This is a genomic window from Nocardia elegans NBRC 108235, assembly GCF_001612845.1.
GTDB classification, from domain to species: domain Bacteria; phylum Actinomycetota; class Actinomycetes; order Mycobacteriales; family Mycobacteriaceae; genus Nocardia; species Nocardia nova.
On sequence record NZ_BDBF01000019.1, the window covers coordinates 42,459 to 60,236 of the forward strand.

Annotated in this window: 17 protein-coding genes; 10 read left to right on the forward strand and 7 right to left on the reverse strand. The window is 68.9% G+C overall.

The annotated features are described in order from the left end of the window. Positions 1–3: 3 nt before the first annotated feature. Together NE2_RS15690 and NE2_RS15695 are read right to left on the reverse strand one after the other, a co-directional pair. Complete coding sequence (locus NE2_RS15690) at positions 4–1,212, reverse strand: FAD-binding protein (RefSeq protein ID WP_195023534.1); 1,209 nt, start codon at positions 1,210–1,212, stop codon at positions 4–6. Positions 1,213–1,374: 162 nt separating this feature from the next. Beyond that, the gene (locus tag NE2_RS15695; protein WP_063026829.1) at positions 1,375–2,409 is read right to left on the reverse strand and encodes an aldo/keto reductase; all 1,035 of its coding nucleotides are present in this window, start codon (positions 2,407–2,409) and stop codon (positions 1,375–1,377) included. Positions 2,410–2,492: 83 nt separating this feature from the next. Here NE2_RS15695 and NE2_RS15700 point away from each other — a divergent pair, with 83 nt between their 5' ends. Then, a complete protein-coding gene (locus NE2_RS15700) occupies positions 2,493–3,104 on the forward strand; it encodes a TetR/AcrR family transcriptional regulator (protein WP_063026831.1) in 612 nt (203 codons plus the stop codon). Between the two features lie 2 nt (positions 3,105–3,106). Here NE2_RS15700 and NE2_RS15705 read toward each other — a convergent pair whose 3' ends face one another. After that, positions 3,107–3,688 carry a TIGR03086 family metal-binding protein gene (locus tag NE2_RS15705; protein ID WP_063026833.1) on the reverse strand — a complete coding sequence of 194 codons (582 nt, stop codon included), beginning with the start codon at positions 3,686–3,688 and terminating at the stop codon, positions 3,107–3,109. Positions 3,689–3,870: 182 nt separating this feature from the next. On the opposite strand from NE2_RS15705, the gene NE2_RS15710 reads away from it, so the two are divergent. Further along, complete coding sequence (locus tag NE2_RS15710; RefSeq protein ID WP_063026835.1) at positions 3,871–4,080, forward strand: Rv3202a family protein; 210 nt, start codon at positions 3,871–3,873, stop codon at positions 4,078–4,080. Between the two features lies 1 nt (position 4,081). Here the strand turns inward: NE2_RS15710 and menD are convergent, their stop codons facing one another. The 3 genes from menD to NE2_RS15725 all read right to left on the reverse strand — a co-directional run bounded on the left by menD (position 4,082) and on the right by NE2_RS15725 (position 7,106). Then, positions 4,082–5,704, reverse strand: coding sequence for a 2-succinyl-5-enolpyruvyl-6-hydroxy-3-cyclohexene-1-carboxylic-acid synthase (menD, locus tag NE2_RS15715; RefSeq protein WP_063026837.1), 1,623 nt, complete (start codon positions 5,702–5,704; stop codon positions 4,082–4,084). A gap of 211 nt (positions 5,705–5,915) precedes the next feature. Beyond that, complete coding sequence (locus NE2_RS15720; RefSeq protein ID WP_030516248.1) at positions 5,916–6,362, reverse strand: DUF6918 family protein; 447 nt, start codon at positions 6,360–6,362, stop codon at positions 5,916–5,918. Positions 6,363–6,449: 87 nt separating this feature from the next. Continuing rightward, positions 6,450–7,106 (reverse strand): PaaI family thioesterase, encoded by a 657-nt coding sequence (locus NE2_RS15725; RefSeq protein ID WP_063026839.1) that lies wholly within the window; start codon positions 7,104–7,106, stop codon positions 6,450–6,452. Between the two features lie 142 nt (positions 7,107–7,248). On the opposite strand from NE2_RS15725, the gene NE2_RS15730 reads away from it, so the two are divergent. The 8 genes from NE2_RS15730 to NE2_RS15765 all read left to right on the forward strand — a co-directional run bounded on the left by NE2_RS15730 (position 7,249) and on the right by NE2_RS15765 (position 14,045). Then, the gene (locus NE2_RS15730; protein WP_174553946.1) at positions 7,249–8,151 is read left to right on the forward strand and encodes a 1,4-dihydroxy-2-naphthoyl-CoA synthase; all 903 of its coding nucleotides are present in this window, start codon (positions 7,249–7,251) and stop codon (positions 8,149–8,151) included. Between the two features lie 126 nt (positions 8,152–8,277). After that, positions 8,278–8,673 (forward strand): VOC family protein, encoded by a 396-nt coding sequence (locus NE2_RS15735; protein ID WP_063015398.1) that lies wholly within the window; start codon positions 8,278–8,280, stop codon positions 8,671–8,673. An 81-nt stretch (positions 8,674–8,754) separates the two neighbouring features. Further along, a complete protein-coding gene (locus NE2_RS15740; protein WP_063026841.1) occupies positions 8,755–10,065 on the forward strand; it encodes an inorganic phosphate transporter in 1,311 nt (436 codons plus the stop codon). Further along, positions 10,065–10,343, forward strand: a complete 279-nt coding sequence (locus tag NE2_RS15745) for a hypothetical protein (protein WP_063015400.1) — start codon at positions 10,065–10,067, stop codon at positions 10,341–10,343. Before NE2_RS15740 ends, NE2_RS15745 begins: the two co-directional genes overlap by 1 nt. Before the next feature lie 40 nt (positions 10,344–10,383). Next, the gene (locus tag NE2_RS15750; RefSeq protein ID WP_084494077.1) at positions 10,384–10,734 is read left to right on the forward strand and encodes a DUF3349 domain-containing protein; all 351 of its coding nucleotides are present in this window, start codon (positions 10,384–10,386) and stop codon (positions 10,732–10,734) included. A gap of 103 nt (positions 10,735–10,837) precedes the next feature. Next, positions 10,838–11,971, forward strand: a complete 1,134-nt coding sequence (gene menE, locus NE2_RS15755) for an o-succinylbenzoate--CoA ligase (protein WP_063026858.1) — start codon at positions 10,838–10,840, stop codon at positions 11,969–11,971. A 174-nt stretch (positions 11,972–12,145) separates the two neighbouring features. Continuing rightward, positions 12,146–13,162, forward strand: a complete 1,017-nt coding sequence (locus NE2_RS15760) for an ATP-binding cassette domain-containing protein (protein WP_063026843.1) — start codon at positions 12,146–12,148, stop codon at positions 13,160–13,162. Between the two features lie 43 nt (positions 13,163–13,205). Continuing rightward, complete coding sequence (locus NE2_RS15765; RefSeq protein ID WP_063015402.1) at positions 13,206–14,045, forward strand: ABC transporter permease; 840 nt, start codon at positions 13,206–13,208, stop codon at positions 14,043–14,045. Between the two features lie 101 nt (positions 14,046–14,146). Here NE2_RS15765 and NE2_RS15770 read toward each other — a convergent pair whose 3' ends face one another. Further along, entirely contained in the window at positions 14,147–17,497 is a 3,351-nt protein-coding gene (locus tag NE2_RS15770; RefSeq protein ID WP_063026845.1) for an AfsR/SARP family transcriptional regulator, read from the reverse strand. Positions 17,498–17,778 lie beyond the last annotated feature (281 nt).

The window sequence follows — 17,778 nt, forward strand, 5'->3', positions numbered from 1 at the left end:
CTGTTACCTTCGCTCCGCGCTTCGTGAATTGGCGACTGCGTCATGACGCTCCGCAGCCACCCGGGCAAGCGGAACGTGAGAGTTGACGTGGTGCAGCCGGTGAGACGAACGCAAGTGGCCCAACCGATCCACATCGTCCCCGTAGAGCCGCTCCGCCGTCGCCGCGTCGAGCTCGGTGACGCCGTAAAGGTAAGGCCGCCCGCCTGATTCGCAACAATGCTGGAAGCACTCCCGCAGCGCCGAACGCGTCGCGTCGATGGCGGCAGGCGTCCGTTCCACCGATGCGTACAGGCCCACGCCGATCGATACGGGCGCGGCGCCGACGGGACCGAACGCGAACGCGGGCGCATCGATCGGACGCCGGATGATCAGGACGTACACCATCGTCAGCGGGTCGTCGAGCAGCGATCGGTGGCCGATGCCCTCGACGGCCGCGAGCATCGAACTGAACTGGCCGGCAGGCACGACATAGTCGGCCCACAGTCGGACCCGGTCGGCCGGCGGCGTTTTGGCGCTCACCGGATGGCCGGCAAAGGTGAGATCAGATGTGATCTCACAGTTGCCGGACGCGCAATCGGTGCGCTCGCTATGCCATCCCACCGTGGCGGAAATCCTGCCTCGCCGCATCTCTGCCCAGTAGACGTCGACGTCATCGCGCTGCGCGACTCGCTCGGCGTGATCAGCAAGTTCCGCCAGGGAGGCGTGCTCGACGCGATGCAGGTGGGTACGACTGCGATACCCGACCGTGCGCAGGACCACCCGCTCGATCAATCCCACGGTGCCCAGTCCGCCGAGGGCGAACCGGAACAGCTCCGGATTATCGGTTCGCGAGCACCAGCGACTGATGCCCATTCCATCGATCAGCTGAATCCGCTCGACATGATCGATCTGCATGCCGTGACGCACCGAGTCGACCCCGACCCCGCCCACCGACAGCGTGCCGCCCACCGACATGTGTAAGTAGTTGGGCAGGACCGGGATCGCCCTCCCCCGGCCATTGAGGTGCCGCTCCAGCCCGTACCAGCTCATTCCGGCCGGGACCTCGAACAATCCGTCCCCGAGATCGCGAAGTTGCCGCGCTGCGGTGTCGGGCTCGTAGGTGACCAGGAGTTCGGCCTCGGAGACGGTTTGCCCGTCGCACGAGTGTCCTGAACCTCGCAGCGTCAGTGGGCGCCCCGAGCCGAGCAGGGCAGCGGGAAACGCGGCGGGCATTCGATGAACCGCGCGGGGCGCGGCGTGCCGCAAGCCGCCGAAGTCGGTGGTGAAATCGCCGATGGGAACCTCGCTGTGTGCGTCGCGCTGATCGTCGCAGTGCGCCGGAATTCAGTATGGGTGTTCCCACCGGCGGGAAGAATTCCGCCGATCGTCGAGGACCTACACCGCCGGCGGGTTGAGCCGGGCGAAATCCGGTAGGCGGTAGTAGGGGTAGTACGGATACGGCGGTGTCACGGCGCTGACCTTGTCCAGACGGGCCAGTTGCTCGGCGTCGAGCTGCCAGCCGATCGCGCCGAGGTTCTGGCGCAGCTGTTCCTCGTTGCGGGCGCCGACGATGACCGTCGCGACGGTCGGGCGGGAGAGCAGCCAGTTCAGCGCGATCTGCGGGACGGATTTCCCGGTTTCGGCCGCGAGTTCGTCGAGGACGTCCACGACGTCGTAGAGCAGTTCGTCGTTCACCGGGGGTCCGGCCTCCGCGGTGCGGTGCAGCCGGCTGCCCGCCGGAAGTGGTTGTCCGCGCCGGATTTTGCCGGTCAGCCGGCCCCAGCCCAGCGGGCTCCACACCATCGCGCCGACGCCTTGGTCACGGCCGAGCGGCATCAGCTCCCACTCGTAGTCGCGGCCGACGAGCGAGTAGTAGACCTGATGGGCGACGTATCGCGGATGGCCGCCCCGGTCGGCTGCCGCCAGCGATTTCATGAGCTGCCAGCCGGCGAAATTCGAGGCGCCCAGATAGCGGATCTTCCCGGCGCGCACCAGATCCGCGAGGGTGTCCAGCACCTCCTCGACCGGCGTCGCGGCGTCGAAGGCGTGCAGCTGGAACAGATCGATGTAGTCGGTGCCGAGCCGGCGCAGCGCGGTATCGACGGCCGTGATGAGCCGGGAACGTCCCGATCCCGCCTCGGCGGCTCCGGGCCCGGTGGGCAGGCTCGCCTTGGTGGACAGCAGAACTCGATCCCGGCGGCCTCGAATCGCCTGGCCCAGAATCTCTTCCGAGGCGCCGTCGGAGTACACGTCCGCGGTGTCGAACATCGTGACGCCGGCCTCCAGCGCCACATCGACCATCCGGCGCGCCTGCTGGGCGTCGGTATCGCCCCACGCGCCGAACAGTTCACCGCGGCCACCGAATGTGCCCGCTCCGAAGCTGAGAGCCGGAACGAGCAGACCCGAGGCACCCAGTCGACGATAGTCCATGATCAACCCCTAACGGAACTGAAGTTTCATTAACACCGAAGACGTTACACTCGATCGGACGCTAATGAAACTGGAGGACCGTTATGAGTTCGGACGCCGCCACCCCCGGTTCGGTGCGCCCGGGCGGTCGCACGGCCCGCGTTCGTGAGTCCGTCCTGCGCGCGGCCGGGGATCTGCTGGCCGAACACGGCTTCGCCGAACTCGACCTCGCCGAGGTGGCGGCCCGCGCGGAGGTCGGCAAGACCACCGTCTACCGCCGCTGGCGCACCCCGGCCGGGCTGGTGGCGGACCTGCTCACCGACATGGCGGAAACCTCACTGCCGCACGCCGACACCGGATCGCTGCGCGGCGACCTCACCGCGAATGCTCGCCTCGTCGCGCGCACCCTGACCGATCCACGCCAGGGCCCACTGTTCAAAGCACTTGTGGCGGCGGCCGTTTGCGATCCCGAAACCACCGCGGCCCTGCACCGGTTCTACGACGCGCGGATCACCGAATGGGAGCCGTGCGTCGCGGCCGCGATCGAACGGGGCGAACTCACCCCCGGAACCGATACACGCGCAGTGATTTCCGCCGTCTCCGCCCCGCTGTACTACCGCTTCCTGATCTCCGGCGACACGATCGACGACGCGGTGGCGGTGACCGCCGCCGACGCCGCGGCGGCAGCGGCCACCGCAGGCCTGTTCACCCGGTGAGCTCAGGCCTGCCGGTGCGGGTCGCGGCCGGTCAGGCCGAGCAGGCGCTCCCAGTCCGACGCGTCGGCCGGGACCTCGATCACCGGGCCGAACAGACCCGGAACGCCTTCGCGCGGCGTATCGCGAAACTGCTCGAGCAGCACCGCCACATCCTTGTCGGCGGGCTCGAAGCGGCGGCCGGTGGCGCGGGCCAGGTCCCAGCTGTGCATCACGACCTCGTTCAGGGCGAATCCGGCCATCGCGGGCGCGGGGGCGGTGACGCCGCCGACCTCGGTATCGCCCTCCCAGGCAGCCGGGTCGCGCCACGCCTCGGCCAGGGCTTTCAACTGCGTGGTGATCAACTCGCCCCAACCGTCGGGCAGATCGGCGTCCGGCGCCTGCTCCGGCGGCGCGGAACGACCGATGCCCTCCTTGGTGGCGCCCTGCCGGAACGCCTCGCTGAAGCCGATGGTGTGGAACAGCAGATCTCGCACGGTGACGCCCGGGCTCGGGGTCGCCGCGGTCAGATCGTCCGCGCCGATGCCGCTGACGATCTCGACCATCGCATCGGTGGCGCTCTCCAGATCGAAGTGGGGTGTCGCCATATGGTCCTCCTCCGAATACGGCCTGTACCGGCACAGGCACCCACAGAAGGGACGGGGCGAGCCGCCGGAATTCATCGGTGGTCGCATGCGAGCGGGTTGCCAGCCGGAGCGGGTGAGGGCATCCTCGACAGTGCCGGATCGCCGTATCCGACATGTCGGCCCCCAGCGGAAGGGAGCAACCGATGACCGATCCCACCATCGACACCACCTCCGTGGACATGGTTCCGGAGGCAGATCAGCTGGAGCAGAGCCTCGAGGTCGCTCCGGAGGAATCCGAAGTCGATATGCCCGTGGCCACGGCCGAACGCGAAGCCGCCGAGGCCGACCTCATCGAGCAGTCGATTCCAGTGCCGCTCGACGACGAATACGACGAGCCCGAGGCCGAATACTGACCTATTCGATGCCGGCACGCACCGCGGCATGCAACTCGCGCAGGCTGGATCGCTCGGTCGCGACCTCCAGCACGCGAATGCCGTGGGCGTGCCCGGTCAGTTCCACCGCCAACTCGGCCGGATCGACCTGCCGATGCGGAATCCGGTAGGCGGCGCACAGCGCTGCCAGATCCATCCCGTGCGGAGTGCCGAAAATGCGCTCGAAGACGCCGGCGTACTGCGGATCACCCTGTTCGAGCAGTTCGAAGATGCCGCCGCCGTCGTCGTTGGCGACCACGATGGTGAGATCCGCCGGACGCGGCTCCCCCGGGCCGATCAGCAGGCCGGAGGCATCGTGCAGGAAGGTCAGGTCGCCGATCAGCGCGAAGGTCCGGCCGGGATGACTCAACGCCGCGCCGACCGCGGTGGACACCGTGCCGTCGATACCGGCCACACCGCGGTTGGACAGCACCTTCACCCCGGGATGGGGATGCGACACCAGCGCCGCGTCCCGCACCGGATTCGAGGCGCCGAGCAGTAGCTGGTCCCCCTCGCGCAGGGCGTCCATCACCACCGAGGCCACATGCAGGCCGGTCGGCTTGGGATGGCGGACCAGTTCGGTCCGGATCGCGCGGCAGGCCATCGCATCGAGTTCGCGGCACTGCTCGAGCCATTCCGGACGCGGCGCCCCGGAGGTGACCGCGCGGGTGCCGGTGCCGACGACGTTGCCGGAGACATCGGGCCAGCGCGGGCCGGTGGTCAGGGCGAAGACGGTGACATCCGGATCGGCCAGCACCTTCGACACTTGCCTATGCAACGTGGGCCGACCGGTGATGATCGCCTGCCGCGGCTTCAGCAACGGCAGCGCCAGCGGATGCAGGGCCGGACCGGGCATCGCGGCGGTGGGCTCGGCGACCGTGGGCAGTTGCGCCAGCTCGGCGCGATAGCCCGCGCCGTGACCGGAGATGACGACGGTATCGGGCGTCAGATCGATCTCCAGCGGGACGTCCAGGGTCGCGTACTGGGTCTCGGTCCACGGCGCGTCACCGATGCGTCCGGCCGGAATCGGCTCGCCCGCAACGGCATCGGGGACCAGCGGTTCCCGCAGCGGGATGTCGAAGTGCACAGGTCCGGCGTTGCCGGACCGGGTGCCGCGCGCGGCGGCCAGGACGCGGCAGACCGCCGCCCGCCAGACGCTGTTCTGGCTGCGGTAATCCGGTTCCTCCTCGGCCAAGCCCAGGCTGATCGCGGCACGCACCTGGCTACCGAACAGGCCGAACTGCTCGACGGTCTGATTGGCGCCGCTGCCCAGCATCTCGTAGGGACGGTTGGCGCTGAGCACGATCAGCGGCTGCCGGGCGTAGTTCGCCTCCAGCACCGCGGGCCCGAGGTTGGCCACCGCGGTTCCCGAGGTCATCACCACCGGCACTGGCGCCCCGGTGGACACCGCCATGCCGACCGCGAGGAATCCGGCGGTCCGCTCGTCGATGCGCATATGCAGTCGCAGCCGCCCCGCCGCATCGGCCGCCTGCAGCGCGAAGGCCAGCGGCGCGTTGCGCGAGCCCGGGCACAGCACGACATCGCGCACACCCCCGCGCACCAGCTCGTCCACCACGACCTGGGCCTGTGCTGTCGATGGATTCACACTCTCAGACTGTCAGACCTTTGGGCCGGAGGGGACGTCGACCCGCTCACACCCCGTCCATCTAGTTAGGTTTCGCTAACCTAATCTACATGGCCGAGCCGTTCGGGAGGTCGGCGCCGGGCTGATCGAGCCGGCCGCGGGCCCCCGCCGTTCGGCATCCGGGGATCACACTCCATCCGGATGCCGAACGACGAGGTCGCAGAACCGCAACTCAGCCGGCGTGCCGCTGGACCAGGTCGCCGACGCGCGGGAGCGCCTCGACCACATGCTTTTTCGCCGACGAACGCAGCGACGAGTACGCCTTCTTCAGCGCCGGACGCGACGACGCTTCGGCACGAGCGTCGGTCACCGCGAGCAGCGACTCGGCAACCTCGTCGGAGTTGGCGACCAGCAGATCGGCAAACGAGCCGCTACCCGCCGCCTGGTACTGAGCCCAGTACGGTTCCAGCCGCTCGACGAACTTGGGTGCGAACGACTCCAGCGCGTCCGAGACGATGGTCGGGCTGACCTTCTTCACCGCGGCGTAGCCGCCCTTCACGGCCAGGCCCGATGCACCCCCCTTATCCGACACCTCCGCATCCAGAACCTCCTGGGCGTCGGCCAGGAAGGCCGGGCGTTTGGCGTCATCGAGCAGGGATTCAGACAGTGCTGCAACCACTTTCAGGTTCCTCCGGATAGTTTTTCGATGAGCGAGCGCGGGTAACTATACGCATCGGACGCACCGGACACACCGTCCTCTCGCCGACTACGGCTGCCAGGGCAGCAACTGCACCATGAGCCCTTCACAATCGGCGAGCAACGTTTCGGATTCGTCGCGCAGTCGCGCGGAGACGAAAGTCTTGCGTCCCTCCACCCGATCGACGGTCCCCTCGACCGTCAGCGGCGTCTCCAACGGGGTCACCTTGCGGTAGTTGACGTGCAGAAATGCGGTGCGGCTGATCGGCCGGCCCGCATAGTGCACGAGCGAGCCGAACAGATCGTCGAACAGCAGCGGCAGCACGCCGCCGTGCACGGCGTTGTTGCCGCCGAGGTGATAGCGGCGGAATTCGCCGCGCATCCGGACACCGGTGGGACCGGCCTCGGTCATCACCCACGGCGGCAGCAGCAGGCTGCCGCGCCCCGGTAGCGCCGGCACGCGTCCCGACGGGCCCTGCAATTCCGGTGCGCGATAGGGCGCGAGCAGTTCGATCAGCGCGTCGGCCTGAGCGAGGGCCTGCCCGAATACCTCGTCGGGACAGTCGACCGAGACGGTGAGGTCCTGGAGGGTGCGCATCGCCTCCAGGAACGGCGCGTAGTTCGCGCCGAGTTCGGCCTCCTCCACCTTGGGAAATCCGCCGTGCTTCTCGTACCGATCGGCATCGACCGCACTGGTGTCGATCGCCGGTTCCGCGCGCTCACTCATACCTGCACGGTAACGCCAGTTCTTACACCGTCCAACCCGACCCGTCGGTAGCTCTCCGGTTCCGGAACGAATCGGACGAACATCACATTGCCGACGGCCGACCCCGGCGGGGGCGAACAGCCGGTGACGGGTGGGGTGCATGATGGCTCGGGTGACGTTCAATCCGAAACTCTGGGAGCCCGTCGCGGGTTTCGAGGACCTGACCGATATCACCTACCACCGGCACATCGAGCAGGGCACCGTGCGCGTCGCCTTCGATCGTCCGGAGGTGCGCAATGCCTTCCGGCCGCACACCGTCGACGAGCTGTACCGCGCGCTCGACCACGCGCGGACGACGCCGGATGTCGGTGCGGTCCTGCTCACCGGGAACGGGCCCAGTCCCAAGGACGGCGGATGGGCGTTCTGCTCCGGCGGCGATCAGCGCATCCGCGGGCGCAGCGGATACCAGTACGCCGAGGGTGAGACCGCCGACACCGTCGACAAGGCCCGCGCCGGACGCCTGCACATCCTCGAGGTCCAGCGGCTGATCCGGTTCATGCCGAAGGTGGTCATCGCGCTGGTCAACGGCTGGGCGGCCGGTGGCGGGCACAGCCTGCACGTGGTCTGCGACCTGACCCTGGCCAGCCGGGAGCACGCGCGGTTCAAGCAGACCGACGCCGATGTGGGCAGCTTCGACGGCGGCTACGGCAGTGCCTACCTGGCGAAGATGGTCGGGCAGAAATTCGCCCGGGAGATCTTCTTCCTGGGCCGCCCCTACACCGCCGAGCAGATGCATCACATGGGTGCGGTGAACGCGGTCGTCGACCACGACCGGCTCGAGGACGAGGCCCTGGAGTGGACCGCCGACATCCTCGCGAAATCGCCGCAGGCTCAGCGCATGCTCAAATACGCGTTCAACCTGACCGACGACGGTCTGGTGGGCCAGCAGCTGTTCGCCGGTGAGGCGACGCGCCTGGCCTACATGACCGACGAGGCGATCGAGGGCCGCGACGCATTCCTGGAGAAGCGCGAGCCGGACTGGAGTCCCTACCCGTACTACTTCTGAGCGGCCCACTTCCGAGCGGCCTCCCGTCGACTCCGTGGCCGTCATTCGGTCACGGAGTCCGGCCGGTTCGCGTCGGACCTCACGAAGCCACCACTCGGCCCGAGGCGGTCCCTCTAGGCTCGATTCGTGGACATCCTCAGCAGTCGAATCATCCTGCGGCCGAGCGATTACGAACGCACGCTGGCGTTCTACCGAGACGGGCTGGAATTGGCGATCGCGCGGGAGTATCCGGGCGGCACGGTGTTCTTCGCCGGGCAGTCGCTGATCGAGGTGGCCGCGCACGGACGCGACGAGACGGCCCCCGCCGGCTTCGCGGGCGCGGTGTGGTTACAGGTGCGCGACGCGAGCATCGCGGCCACGGAACTCGCGACCCGCGGCATCCCCATCGACCGGCCGCCGGTGCGCGAACCCTGGGGCCTGATCGAGATGTGGCTGCGCGACCCGGACGGTGTTCCGATCGTTCTGGTCGAGGTGCCCGCCGACCATCCGATGCGCCGCGACACCCGCAGGCCACCGGAATGACCCCGCCTTACCATCCCGGTCGGTCGGACATGTCGGGAACCTGGCCATCGCGTTAACGGATCGATAACGCACACTGGAGGCGTGACCGCCGAACTGTTCGTTCTGCTCATCGTCGTCGTCACGGCTCTCGCTTTCGACTTCACCAACGGCTTCCACGACACCGCCAACGCCATGGCGACCTCGATCGCCACCGGCGCCCTGCGCCCGCGCGCCGCGGTGCTGCTGTCCGGCGGGCTGAATCTGATCGGCGCCTTCCTCAGTGTCGAGGTGGCCGCCACCGTCGCCGAGGGCATCGTCCGACTGGACGAGGTGGGCGGTGCGGACCTGCTCGCCATCGTCTTCGCGGGCCTCGTCGGCGGGATCCTGTGGAATCTGCTCACCTGGCTCTTCGGCCTGCCGTCCAGCTCCTCACACGCCCTGTTCGGCGGCTTGATCGGTGCCACCATCGCCGCGCTCGGCTGGAGCGGGGTGATCTGGTCGGCCGGGCAGAAGGGCGTGCTCACCAAGATCATCGTGCCCGCGGTGCTGGCGCCCGTGGTCGCGGCGCTGGTCGCCTCGATCGGCACCTGGCTGGTGTACCGGATCACCCGCAGCAGTGATCAGCGGATCGTGAACCGCAGTTTCCGATGGGGCCAGATCGGCTCGGCCTCGTTGGTGTCGCTGGCCCACGGCACCAACGACGCGCAGAAGACGATGGGCATCATCTTCCTGGCGCTGATCGCCTACGGGTCCGCACAACCCAGCGAACCGCTGCCGCTCTGGGTGATCGTGGCGTGTGCGGTGGCCATCGCCGCCGGCACCTCGCTGGGCGGCTGGCGCATCATCCGAACCCTCGGCAAGGGTCTGGTCGACATCACCCCGCCGCAGGGCCTGGCGGCCGAATCCACCAGTGCCGCGATCATTCTCACCTCGGCGCATTTCGGGTTGCCGCTGTCGACCACGCAGACGGTGACGGGCGCCATCCTGGGTACCGGCATGGGCCGTCCGGGCGCCGAGGTGCGCTGGTCGGTGCTCGGGCGCATGGTGGTGGCCTGGGTGTTCACCCTGCCGCTGGCCGGGCTGGCGGGTGCGATCTGCTGGGCGCTGGCGCATCTGATCGGCGGACTGCCCGGCGTGCTGGTCGTCTTCGCCCTCCTGATCGCGACGGCCGGCCTGATCTACCTGCGCTCGCGCCGGACCCCGGTGCACGCCGCGAACGTGAACGAGCAGTGGACGAGCCTGCCGGGGGCCGACGGCACCGGACCGGCCGTCGAATCCCGGTCCGCCGCCCCCGAGCAGACCGTGGGTACCGCCGATTCGGGGCCCACCGATTCGGGCGCCGCCGACTCCGGTGACACGACCTCCCCCTCCGGCGACTCACGCGCCGCCCATCGCGCCGCAAGGAACTTCTGATGCAGACCTTGATCGACGATCTGACCGAGCTGTGGCGAGTCACCGCCGCCGCCTTGATCTTCGGGGCCGGATTGCCGGCGATCTTCGCGCTCGGGGTGCGGCTGCATTCGATCGCGGGAGATGCGCCACAACCGGATTCCACCCGCCGGCGTGCGGCTGCGGCCTGCGCGGGGTTGTGTTATTCGGTGGTATTGCTGACCGTCATCGCCGGAGTGTTGTTCGTTGCCAGAGGTTTTCTGGCCGCCCGACTCGGCATCCATCTGTTCGGTCAGGGCTGAGCTGCCGCGCGGCGCCGCCCCGATCGTCGAAAGGACATACGTGACCACCGAATCCGCATCGCCACAGCAACCCGAATCGAACGACGCCGCGCCGTCGGTTCTGCAGAAAGTGCTGGGCTGGCTGCGCGCCGGATATCCGCAGGGTGTGCCCCAATCGGACTATGTCGCGCTGCTGGCCGTCCTGCATCGCCGGCTCACCGACTACGAGGTGCATCTGGTGGTCGAGGAGCTGGTGCGCGAACGCGCCGGCGACGACGAGATCGCCCAGGAGGAGATCGAGGCGGCGATCGCCCGAGTTGCCAAGGAGCTGCCGGGCGAGGACGATATCGCTCGAGTGGCATCGCACCTGGCAGCGGGTGGTTGGCCGCTGGCGACACCGACGTCGGACTGACCTTCTCCCCTTATTCAGCGAAGGAAGTGCGGACCCGTTCACGGGTCATCGACCTCGACATGACACGATCGCGAACGTGAGCACCACCCTGCGGACCCTCCCCATGCCCACCGGAGCCGCGGTGGGTGACATCTTGCCGCATCTGCGGGAAGCCTTGGAGGGCAACGGTCCGGCGTGGCTGCCGATCCCCACCGGCGATCGCCGGGAATCCCATCGACTCTCCAGCGCACTGCGCCCGGGTGAGGAGATCGACGACGACGTGGCCCTCGTGGTCACCACCTCCGGCACCACCGGCGTCCCCAAGGGCGCGATGCTCACCGCGGCCGCCCTGCGCGCCAGCGGCGATGCCACCCACGAGCGGCTCGGCGGTCCGGGCCAGTGGCTGCTGGCGCTGCCCACCCATCACATCGCCGGGGTGCAGGTGCTGTTGCGCAGCATCCAGGCGGGCACCGAACCGGTGGTGCTGGACGTCTCGGGTGGTTTCCTGCCGGGCGGGCTGGCGACGGCGGTGTCCGGTATGACGGCACCCCGGCGCTACACCTCACTGGTGCCGACGCAGCTCATCAAGGCACTCGACGATCCGGTCGGCGCGCAGGCGCTCGCGGCGTTGGACGCGGTACTGGTCGGCGGCGCGGCCACACCGCAGCCGGTACTCGACCGGGCCCGCGCGGCCGGCATCAACGTGGTCCGCACCTACGGGATGAGCGAGACCTGCGGTGGCTGCGTCTACGAGGGCGTGCCACTGGCGGGTGCGAAAGTGCGCATCGAGGACGGACGGGTACTGCTCGGCGGGACCATGCTGGCCAAGGGCTATCGCGGCATCCCCGACCACCCGGCGTTCGCCGAACCCGGTTGGTTCCGCACCGAGGACGCCGGCACCTTCGACAACGGCGTGCTGACCATCACCGGGCGCCTGGACGAGGCCATCATGACCGGTGGCCTGCTGGTGATCCCGCAGGTCGTCGAGGCCGTCCTCGCCACCCACCCGGCGATCAACGAGGTTGTGGTGCTGGGTCTGCCCGATCCGCGGCTGGGGCAGCGGGTGGCGGTGGCGGTGGTGCCCAATCCGGGCACGACCCCCACGCTGGACGAATTGCGTGCCCATGTGGTCGCTGAGCTCGACCCGATCGCCGCCCCGCGGGAACTGGCGATCCTCGACGAGATCCCGATGCGCGGCCCCGGCAAACCGAATCGGGTGAAGCTGCGCGAACACCTGCTGGAGCAGGCGACCCACTGACCGTGCCGCGGTGACACCGATCACCGCGTCGCAGCTCTGATCAACGCTTCCACCTGCGATGATGCCGCCACTTGCGTGGGCGGTGCGGATATGCAAGTGGCCCGCGATCGCCCTTGCGCGACCGTGCAACAGCGGTGCAAGACGGGTGCAAGTCGGCCCCCGCACAGTTGTGGCATGACTTCTTACGCACCTGCTGATGCACTCGCCATCGAGGCGGACGGGCTGGTCAAGGTCTTCGGGGAGCAGCGGGCCGTCGACGGCGTGAGCCTGGCGGTGCCGCAGGGCGCCGTCTACGGCGTGCTCGGTCCGAACGGGGCCGGCAAGACCACCACCATCCGCATGCTCGCCACCCTGCTGCGCCCCGACGGCGGCCGGGCCAGGGTCTTCGGCCACGACGTCGTGGCCGAACCCACCGCGGTCCGTTCGCTGATCGGTGTCACCGGCCAGTACGCCTCGGTCGACGAAAAGCTCAGCGCCACCGAGAACCTGATCATCTTCTCCCGGCTGCTCGGGCTGAGCCGGTCGCAGGCCAAGCGCCGCGCGGCCGACCTGCTCGAGGAATTCGGGCTCACCGAGGCGGCGACCAAGGCTTTGGAGAACTTCTCCGGCGGTATGCGCCGGCGCCTGGATCTGGCCGCCAGCCTGATCGCGACGCCGCCGCTGCTGTTCCTCGACGAGCCGACCACCGGCCTGGATCCGCGCACCCGCGCGCAGATGTGGGAGACCATCCGCCGGCTCGTGCGCGAGGGCGCCACGGTGCTGCTCACCACGCAGTATCTGGACGAGGCCGACCAGCTCGCCGACCGCATCGCGGTGATCGACCACGGCAGGGTGATCGCCGACGGCACCTCCGACGAACTCAAGGGTTCGGTCGGGCAGTCCGCGCTGCAGATCACCGTCGCCGACCGCGACGCCATCGAACGCGCCCGCACCCTGATCGGCGAATTCCTCTCCCGCGCCGACGGCAAGCTCGTCGAGGCGAGCATCTCGCCCGAGGCCGGTCGCGTCACCGCCCCGCTCAGCGATCCGAGCGTGACCGCGGATCTGTTGATCCGATTGCGCGACAACGATATCCGCGTCGACGAGATCACCGTCAGCAAGCCCAGCCTGGACGAGGTGTTCTTCGCCCTCACCGGCCACGCCGCCGAATCCGACGACGCCGATACCGATTCCGAGGGCACCGCGGCATGAGACCGGCCCCCGCCACGTTCCCCACTTCCCCGAAGGACATATCGTGACCACCACACTTCCCGCCCCCGCAACCGGCCGGCACGCCGCGCGCGCCGCGATTCCCGTTGCCAGCAACCGCATTTCACTGCGCCAGACCGTCGAGAACTCGCTCACCATGGCGTATCGCGGCATCCTCAAGATCAAGCACAATCCGGAACAGCTGTTCGACGTCACCGTGCAGCCGATCCTGTTCACCGCCCTGTTCGCCTACATCTTCGGCGGCGCCATCGGCGGCAGCGTGCAGGCCTACCTACCGGTGCTGATTCCGGGCATCCTGGTCCAGACGGTCGTACTCACCTCGGTCGTCACCGGCACCCAGCTGCGCGAGGATATGGACAAGGGCGTCTTCGACCGCTTCAAATCCCTTCCCATCGCCCGTGTTTCGGCACTGGCGGGCGCGCTGATCGCCGATATGGTGCGCTACGGCATCGCCACCGTCCTCACCATCGTGGTCGGCCTGATCCTGGGCTACCGGCCCGAGGGCGGCGTCGTCGGCGTGGTCGTCGCCGGTCTGGTCGTGGTGTTCTGCTCGTTCGCGGTCAGCTGGATCTGGGCGCTGGTCGGTGTCACCGGTAAGAGCGCCGCCTCGGTCCAGGGCATCTCGATGATGATCATGTTCCCGCTGACCTTCATGTCCGGTGCGTTCGCTCTGGTCAGCACCATGCCCGGCTGGATGCAGGGCATCAACAAGGCCAATCCCGTGTACTACATGGTGAATTCGTGCCGCGAGCTGATGAACGGCAACGTCTACAGCAGCAACCTGGCGTGGTGCCTGATCGGCTCGGCGGTCGTGATCGCGATCTTCGCCCCGCTGGCCATCCGGGCCTACATGCGCCGGGCGTGATCGAATCCACCGCCACACTGTCCGCCGGTCGCGAAGGTGACCGGCGGACAGTGCTGTGGGCAGCTGTCGCCACCTCCCGCGGAGAACGCACGACCCCCGCCTCAGGCGCCGAGCAGAGTTTCCAGTTCCGGCAGCATCGCGAGGATGCGCTGTGCGGCCGAACGGCGGTTGAGACTCGAGACCGCATCCTGTCCGGCATCGATCATCTCCGTACCGACGGTGGCCCGCGCCAGATCCAGATGCCGATTCCAGCGCATCGACGAATAATCCTGGCGGCCGACAACTTTCATCGCCAGCGCCAACAGCGTCGTGCCGGTTTGCGGATCGGTTCCGGTCCGGACCAGATAGGAACCGAGCGCACCGGCGGCGCCGCCGATCTGCGGAAGGTCGATGAACTGGGTGAGCCGCTCCCGTGCCACCCTGGCCACCTGACCGGGCAACTCCGGCACCTCGTGCACGGCGTCGTGGAGAATGTGGGCGTCGAGCACGGCGCTGGCGACGATGATGTCCCCCGGCCCCGGACCCGCCCCGGCATACGGCCAATTGAACAGTTGCAGGCTGCGCCGGAACGTGCGCAGACCGCGCTCGATATCACCTTCCGCCAGTTCGAGTTCCGCCATCCCGGCGACAACCGCACCCTTGCGGTGGTTCGGCTGCGTCACCGGTTCGTCCAATCCGACGCCGTCGTCGATGACGCCCAGCGCGTGTTCGAGTTCCCGCCGCGCATCGGCCAGCTGTCCGGCGCCGACCATGGAGACCGCGAGGAAGCTGCGCAGTTCCACACTCTCCTCGAAGCAGCGCAACTCCTGCATCAGCTCCACCGCGCGACGGTAGTAGCCCACGGCCTCCTCGTACCGCGCCGCCTGCGAGGCCATCTGCCCGAGATGCTGGGAGCACATCGCGGTGCCCCAAACATCGCGTCCCTCGAGCAATGCGAGAGCCTGGCGCGCATCGCGGATCGACCCGGCGGTATAGCTGGCGTTTTCGCGCATATTGGCGCGCAGCAGGAAGGCGAGCGCACGGACGAGGTCGTCGCCGGAGCGGGTGCCCGCCGCCATCAACCGCACGCCGTAGGCGACATCGATTCGCGCGCAGAGCATGTCACCGAGATACCGGACGCCGGGCGTGAGATCGGCGGTGGCGAGCACGCGGCGGGCCCGGGAGCGGATCACCGCGAGGGGCCGCACTCCGGGCTCGCCGAAGGCCAGATGCATCGCCAGGAATACGTAGCTCTGCAATTCCAGATCGGCCTCGATCCGAGTGCGCGGCCCCTCGGGCGGCGGCACCGGCACGATCCGGGGCGCCCAGCTCATCAGCTCCATATGCGCGCCACGCATCACCCAGAGCATGGCGACGGGCGCGAAAACCGAGAACACCGTGCGGGAATCGGCGTTTTCCACGGCATGGCGCAGCACCGCCAGCAGGTTGTCGAGTTCGGCGGCCAGCGACAGCACCGTGCGGACCTGATCCGGCCCGTCGTAGTTCAGTGCCGTATCGCGCGCGAATTGCCGTGCCCAGCAGCACATCCGATCCATCACCAGATCGGCCTCGCCGGTCGCGAGCAGCTGTTCCTCACCGAATTCCCGCACCGTCTCGAGCATGCGGTAGCGAGTGGCTACCATCTCGTCGTCGGCCAGCACGGTAAGTAGCGACTGGCTCACCAGCCCGTCCACAGCGGCCACCGCGTCGATCGAATCCGGGCCCGCGACCACGGATTCGGCTGCCTCCAAGGAGAATCCGGCGGGAAAGCGGCACAGTCGCCGCAGCGCCAACCGCTGTTCGGGCTCGAGCAGATTCCAGCTCCACTCGATCACCGCGTGCAGGGTGCGGTGGCGTTCGGGTGAGCTGCGGTCACCGGAACGCAGCAGGGCGAAGCGGTGTTCGAGCCGGCTCTCGATCTCCTCCACGCTCATGGTCCGCACCCGCGCCGCGGCCAGTTCGATGGCCAGCGGCAGCCCGTCCAGGGTGCGGCACAAGCGGGCGACGACCGCCGGATCCAGCCTCGCCGAGGGTCGCACCGCCCGCGCCCGGCTGACGAACAGCTCGGTGGCCGGGGAGCCCTGCGCGTCGATCGCCAAGGGCGGCAACGGATATACCGTCTCGGCGGTGATCGCCAGCGGCGCCCGGCTGGTGGTCACCACCGTCAGATGTCCACAACTGCCGACCAGGTCGGCGACCACCTCGGCGGCCGCGTCGATGAGATGTTCACAGTTGTCCAGGATCAACAGGACGGGACGCAGCGACAGCGCCTCCCGCAACCGGCGCCGGCCGTCGATGGTCTGGTTGCGGCGCAACACATTCGCTTCGCGGGAGTATTCGTTGACACCGAGGACCGCACCGATGGCCGCCTCGATCTCCGCGCACGTCGCGGCGCGGCGCTCACCGGGGTCGCCGTCGGAAGCGGCACGCAGCGAGGCCAATTCGACCAGCGCCACCGCCTGCTTGCCCGCGATCCGCGCGCCCAACTCGTTGGCGACGCGAGTCTTGCCGGTGCCGCCCGGGCCGAGCACGGTGGTCACCCGGAACTCCTGGACGAGCTTCTCCAGTGCCACCAGATCGCCGTCGCGGCCAAGCAGCGGATTGGGGGCCGCGCGCAGGCCGAGCGCCGTATTCGGAGGCGCGGCAGCGGTTTCCGGGTGCCCGTACGGTTCCGGTGACAGCGCGTGCTGGGCGGTGGACACCCGCTGTGTCGCGGAGGTGGCCTGCCCCGATTGCGGCTGCACCGCCGGATGGTCGCCGCGCAGAATCGCGGTGTTCAACGCCACGAGCGCCGGACCGGGGTCCGCACCCAATTCCTCACCTAGTCGCGTCCGCAGCCCGGCGAAGACCTCCAGGGCCTCGTTCGCGCGTCCGTCGCCGGCCAGCAAGCGCATCAGGGTGGCATGCGCGGGCTCGTCGAGCGGTTCGGCCGCGGCCGCCCGCCGCGCCACCCGCAACGCACCGCCGAGATCGCCGGCGGCCTCCCGTGCCGCCAGTTCCACGGTGTCCAGCGCCGACCAGCGCGCGGCCGCGAATTCGTGCAGCTCGTCGGCGACGGGACCGGGCGGCAGATCAGCGCCGGGTTCGCCCCGCCACAGCGCGCGTGCCCGCTGCACCAGGCCGAGGCATCCGGCGGTATCGCCGCGCTCGAACCGCAGCTGCGCCTCCCGTTCCAGGCCGCGGGCCAGGCTCAGGTCGACCTGCTCCTCGGTCAGCAGCAGCCGATACCCCGCCGGACCGATTTCCAGTGCCCCCTCGGGCAAGACGGATCGCAATCTCGATACCTGCGTATGCAGGGCGTTCATCGGTGCGCGCGGCGGCTGTTCGCCCCAGACCTCGCCGATCAGCGCCTGGGCGCTGCGGCTGCGGCCGGGATGCACGGCGAGTGCGGCGATCAGCAATCGCGCCCGGGCGCCGGGCACCGCGACGAGATCCGTGTCACGGCGCAGCGCGACCTCCCCCAGAAGCGCCACGCGAACGCCCGTCTCGGGCAGCCTTTCGTCCCGGCCGCTGCTGTCCGGTCGGGTGTGCGTCGTCCCGGCATCCGCACGGGCGGAGCGCGATGTCGACCCGGAGCCGCTGTGATCAGGAAACATGCCGTCGCAATCGTATGTGACCGGTCGAATGAATATCGGGCGCTGCGCCGGGGCCGACCGCTCCCCGGGCCGCGTCACGTCGTGCAGTTTACTCCGATATATCGCAATAATGTTATCGACAGAGTCCGGCAGTGATGCCGCGCTGACACGGCGCCGAT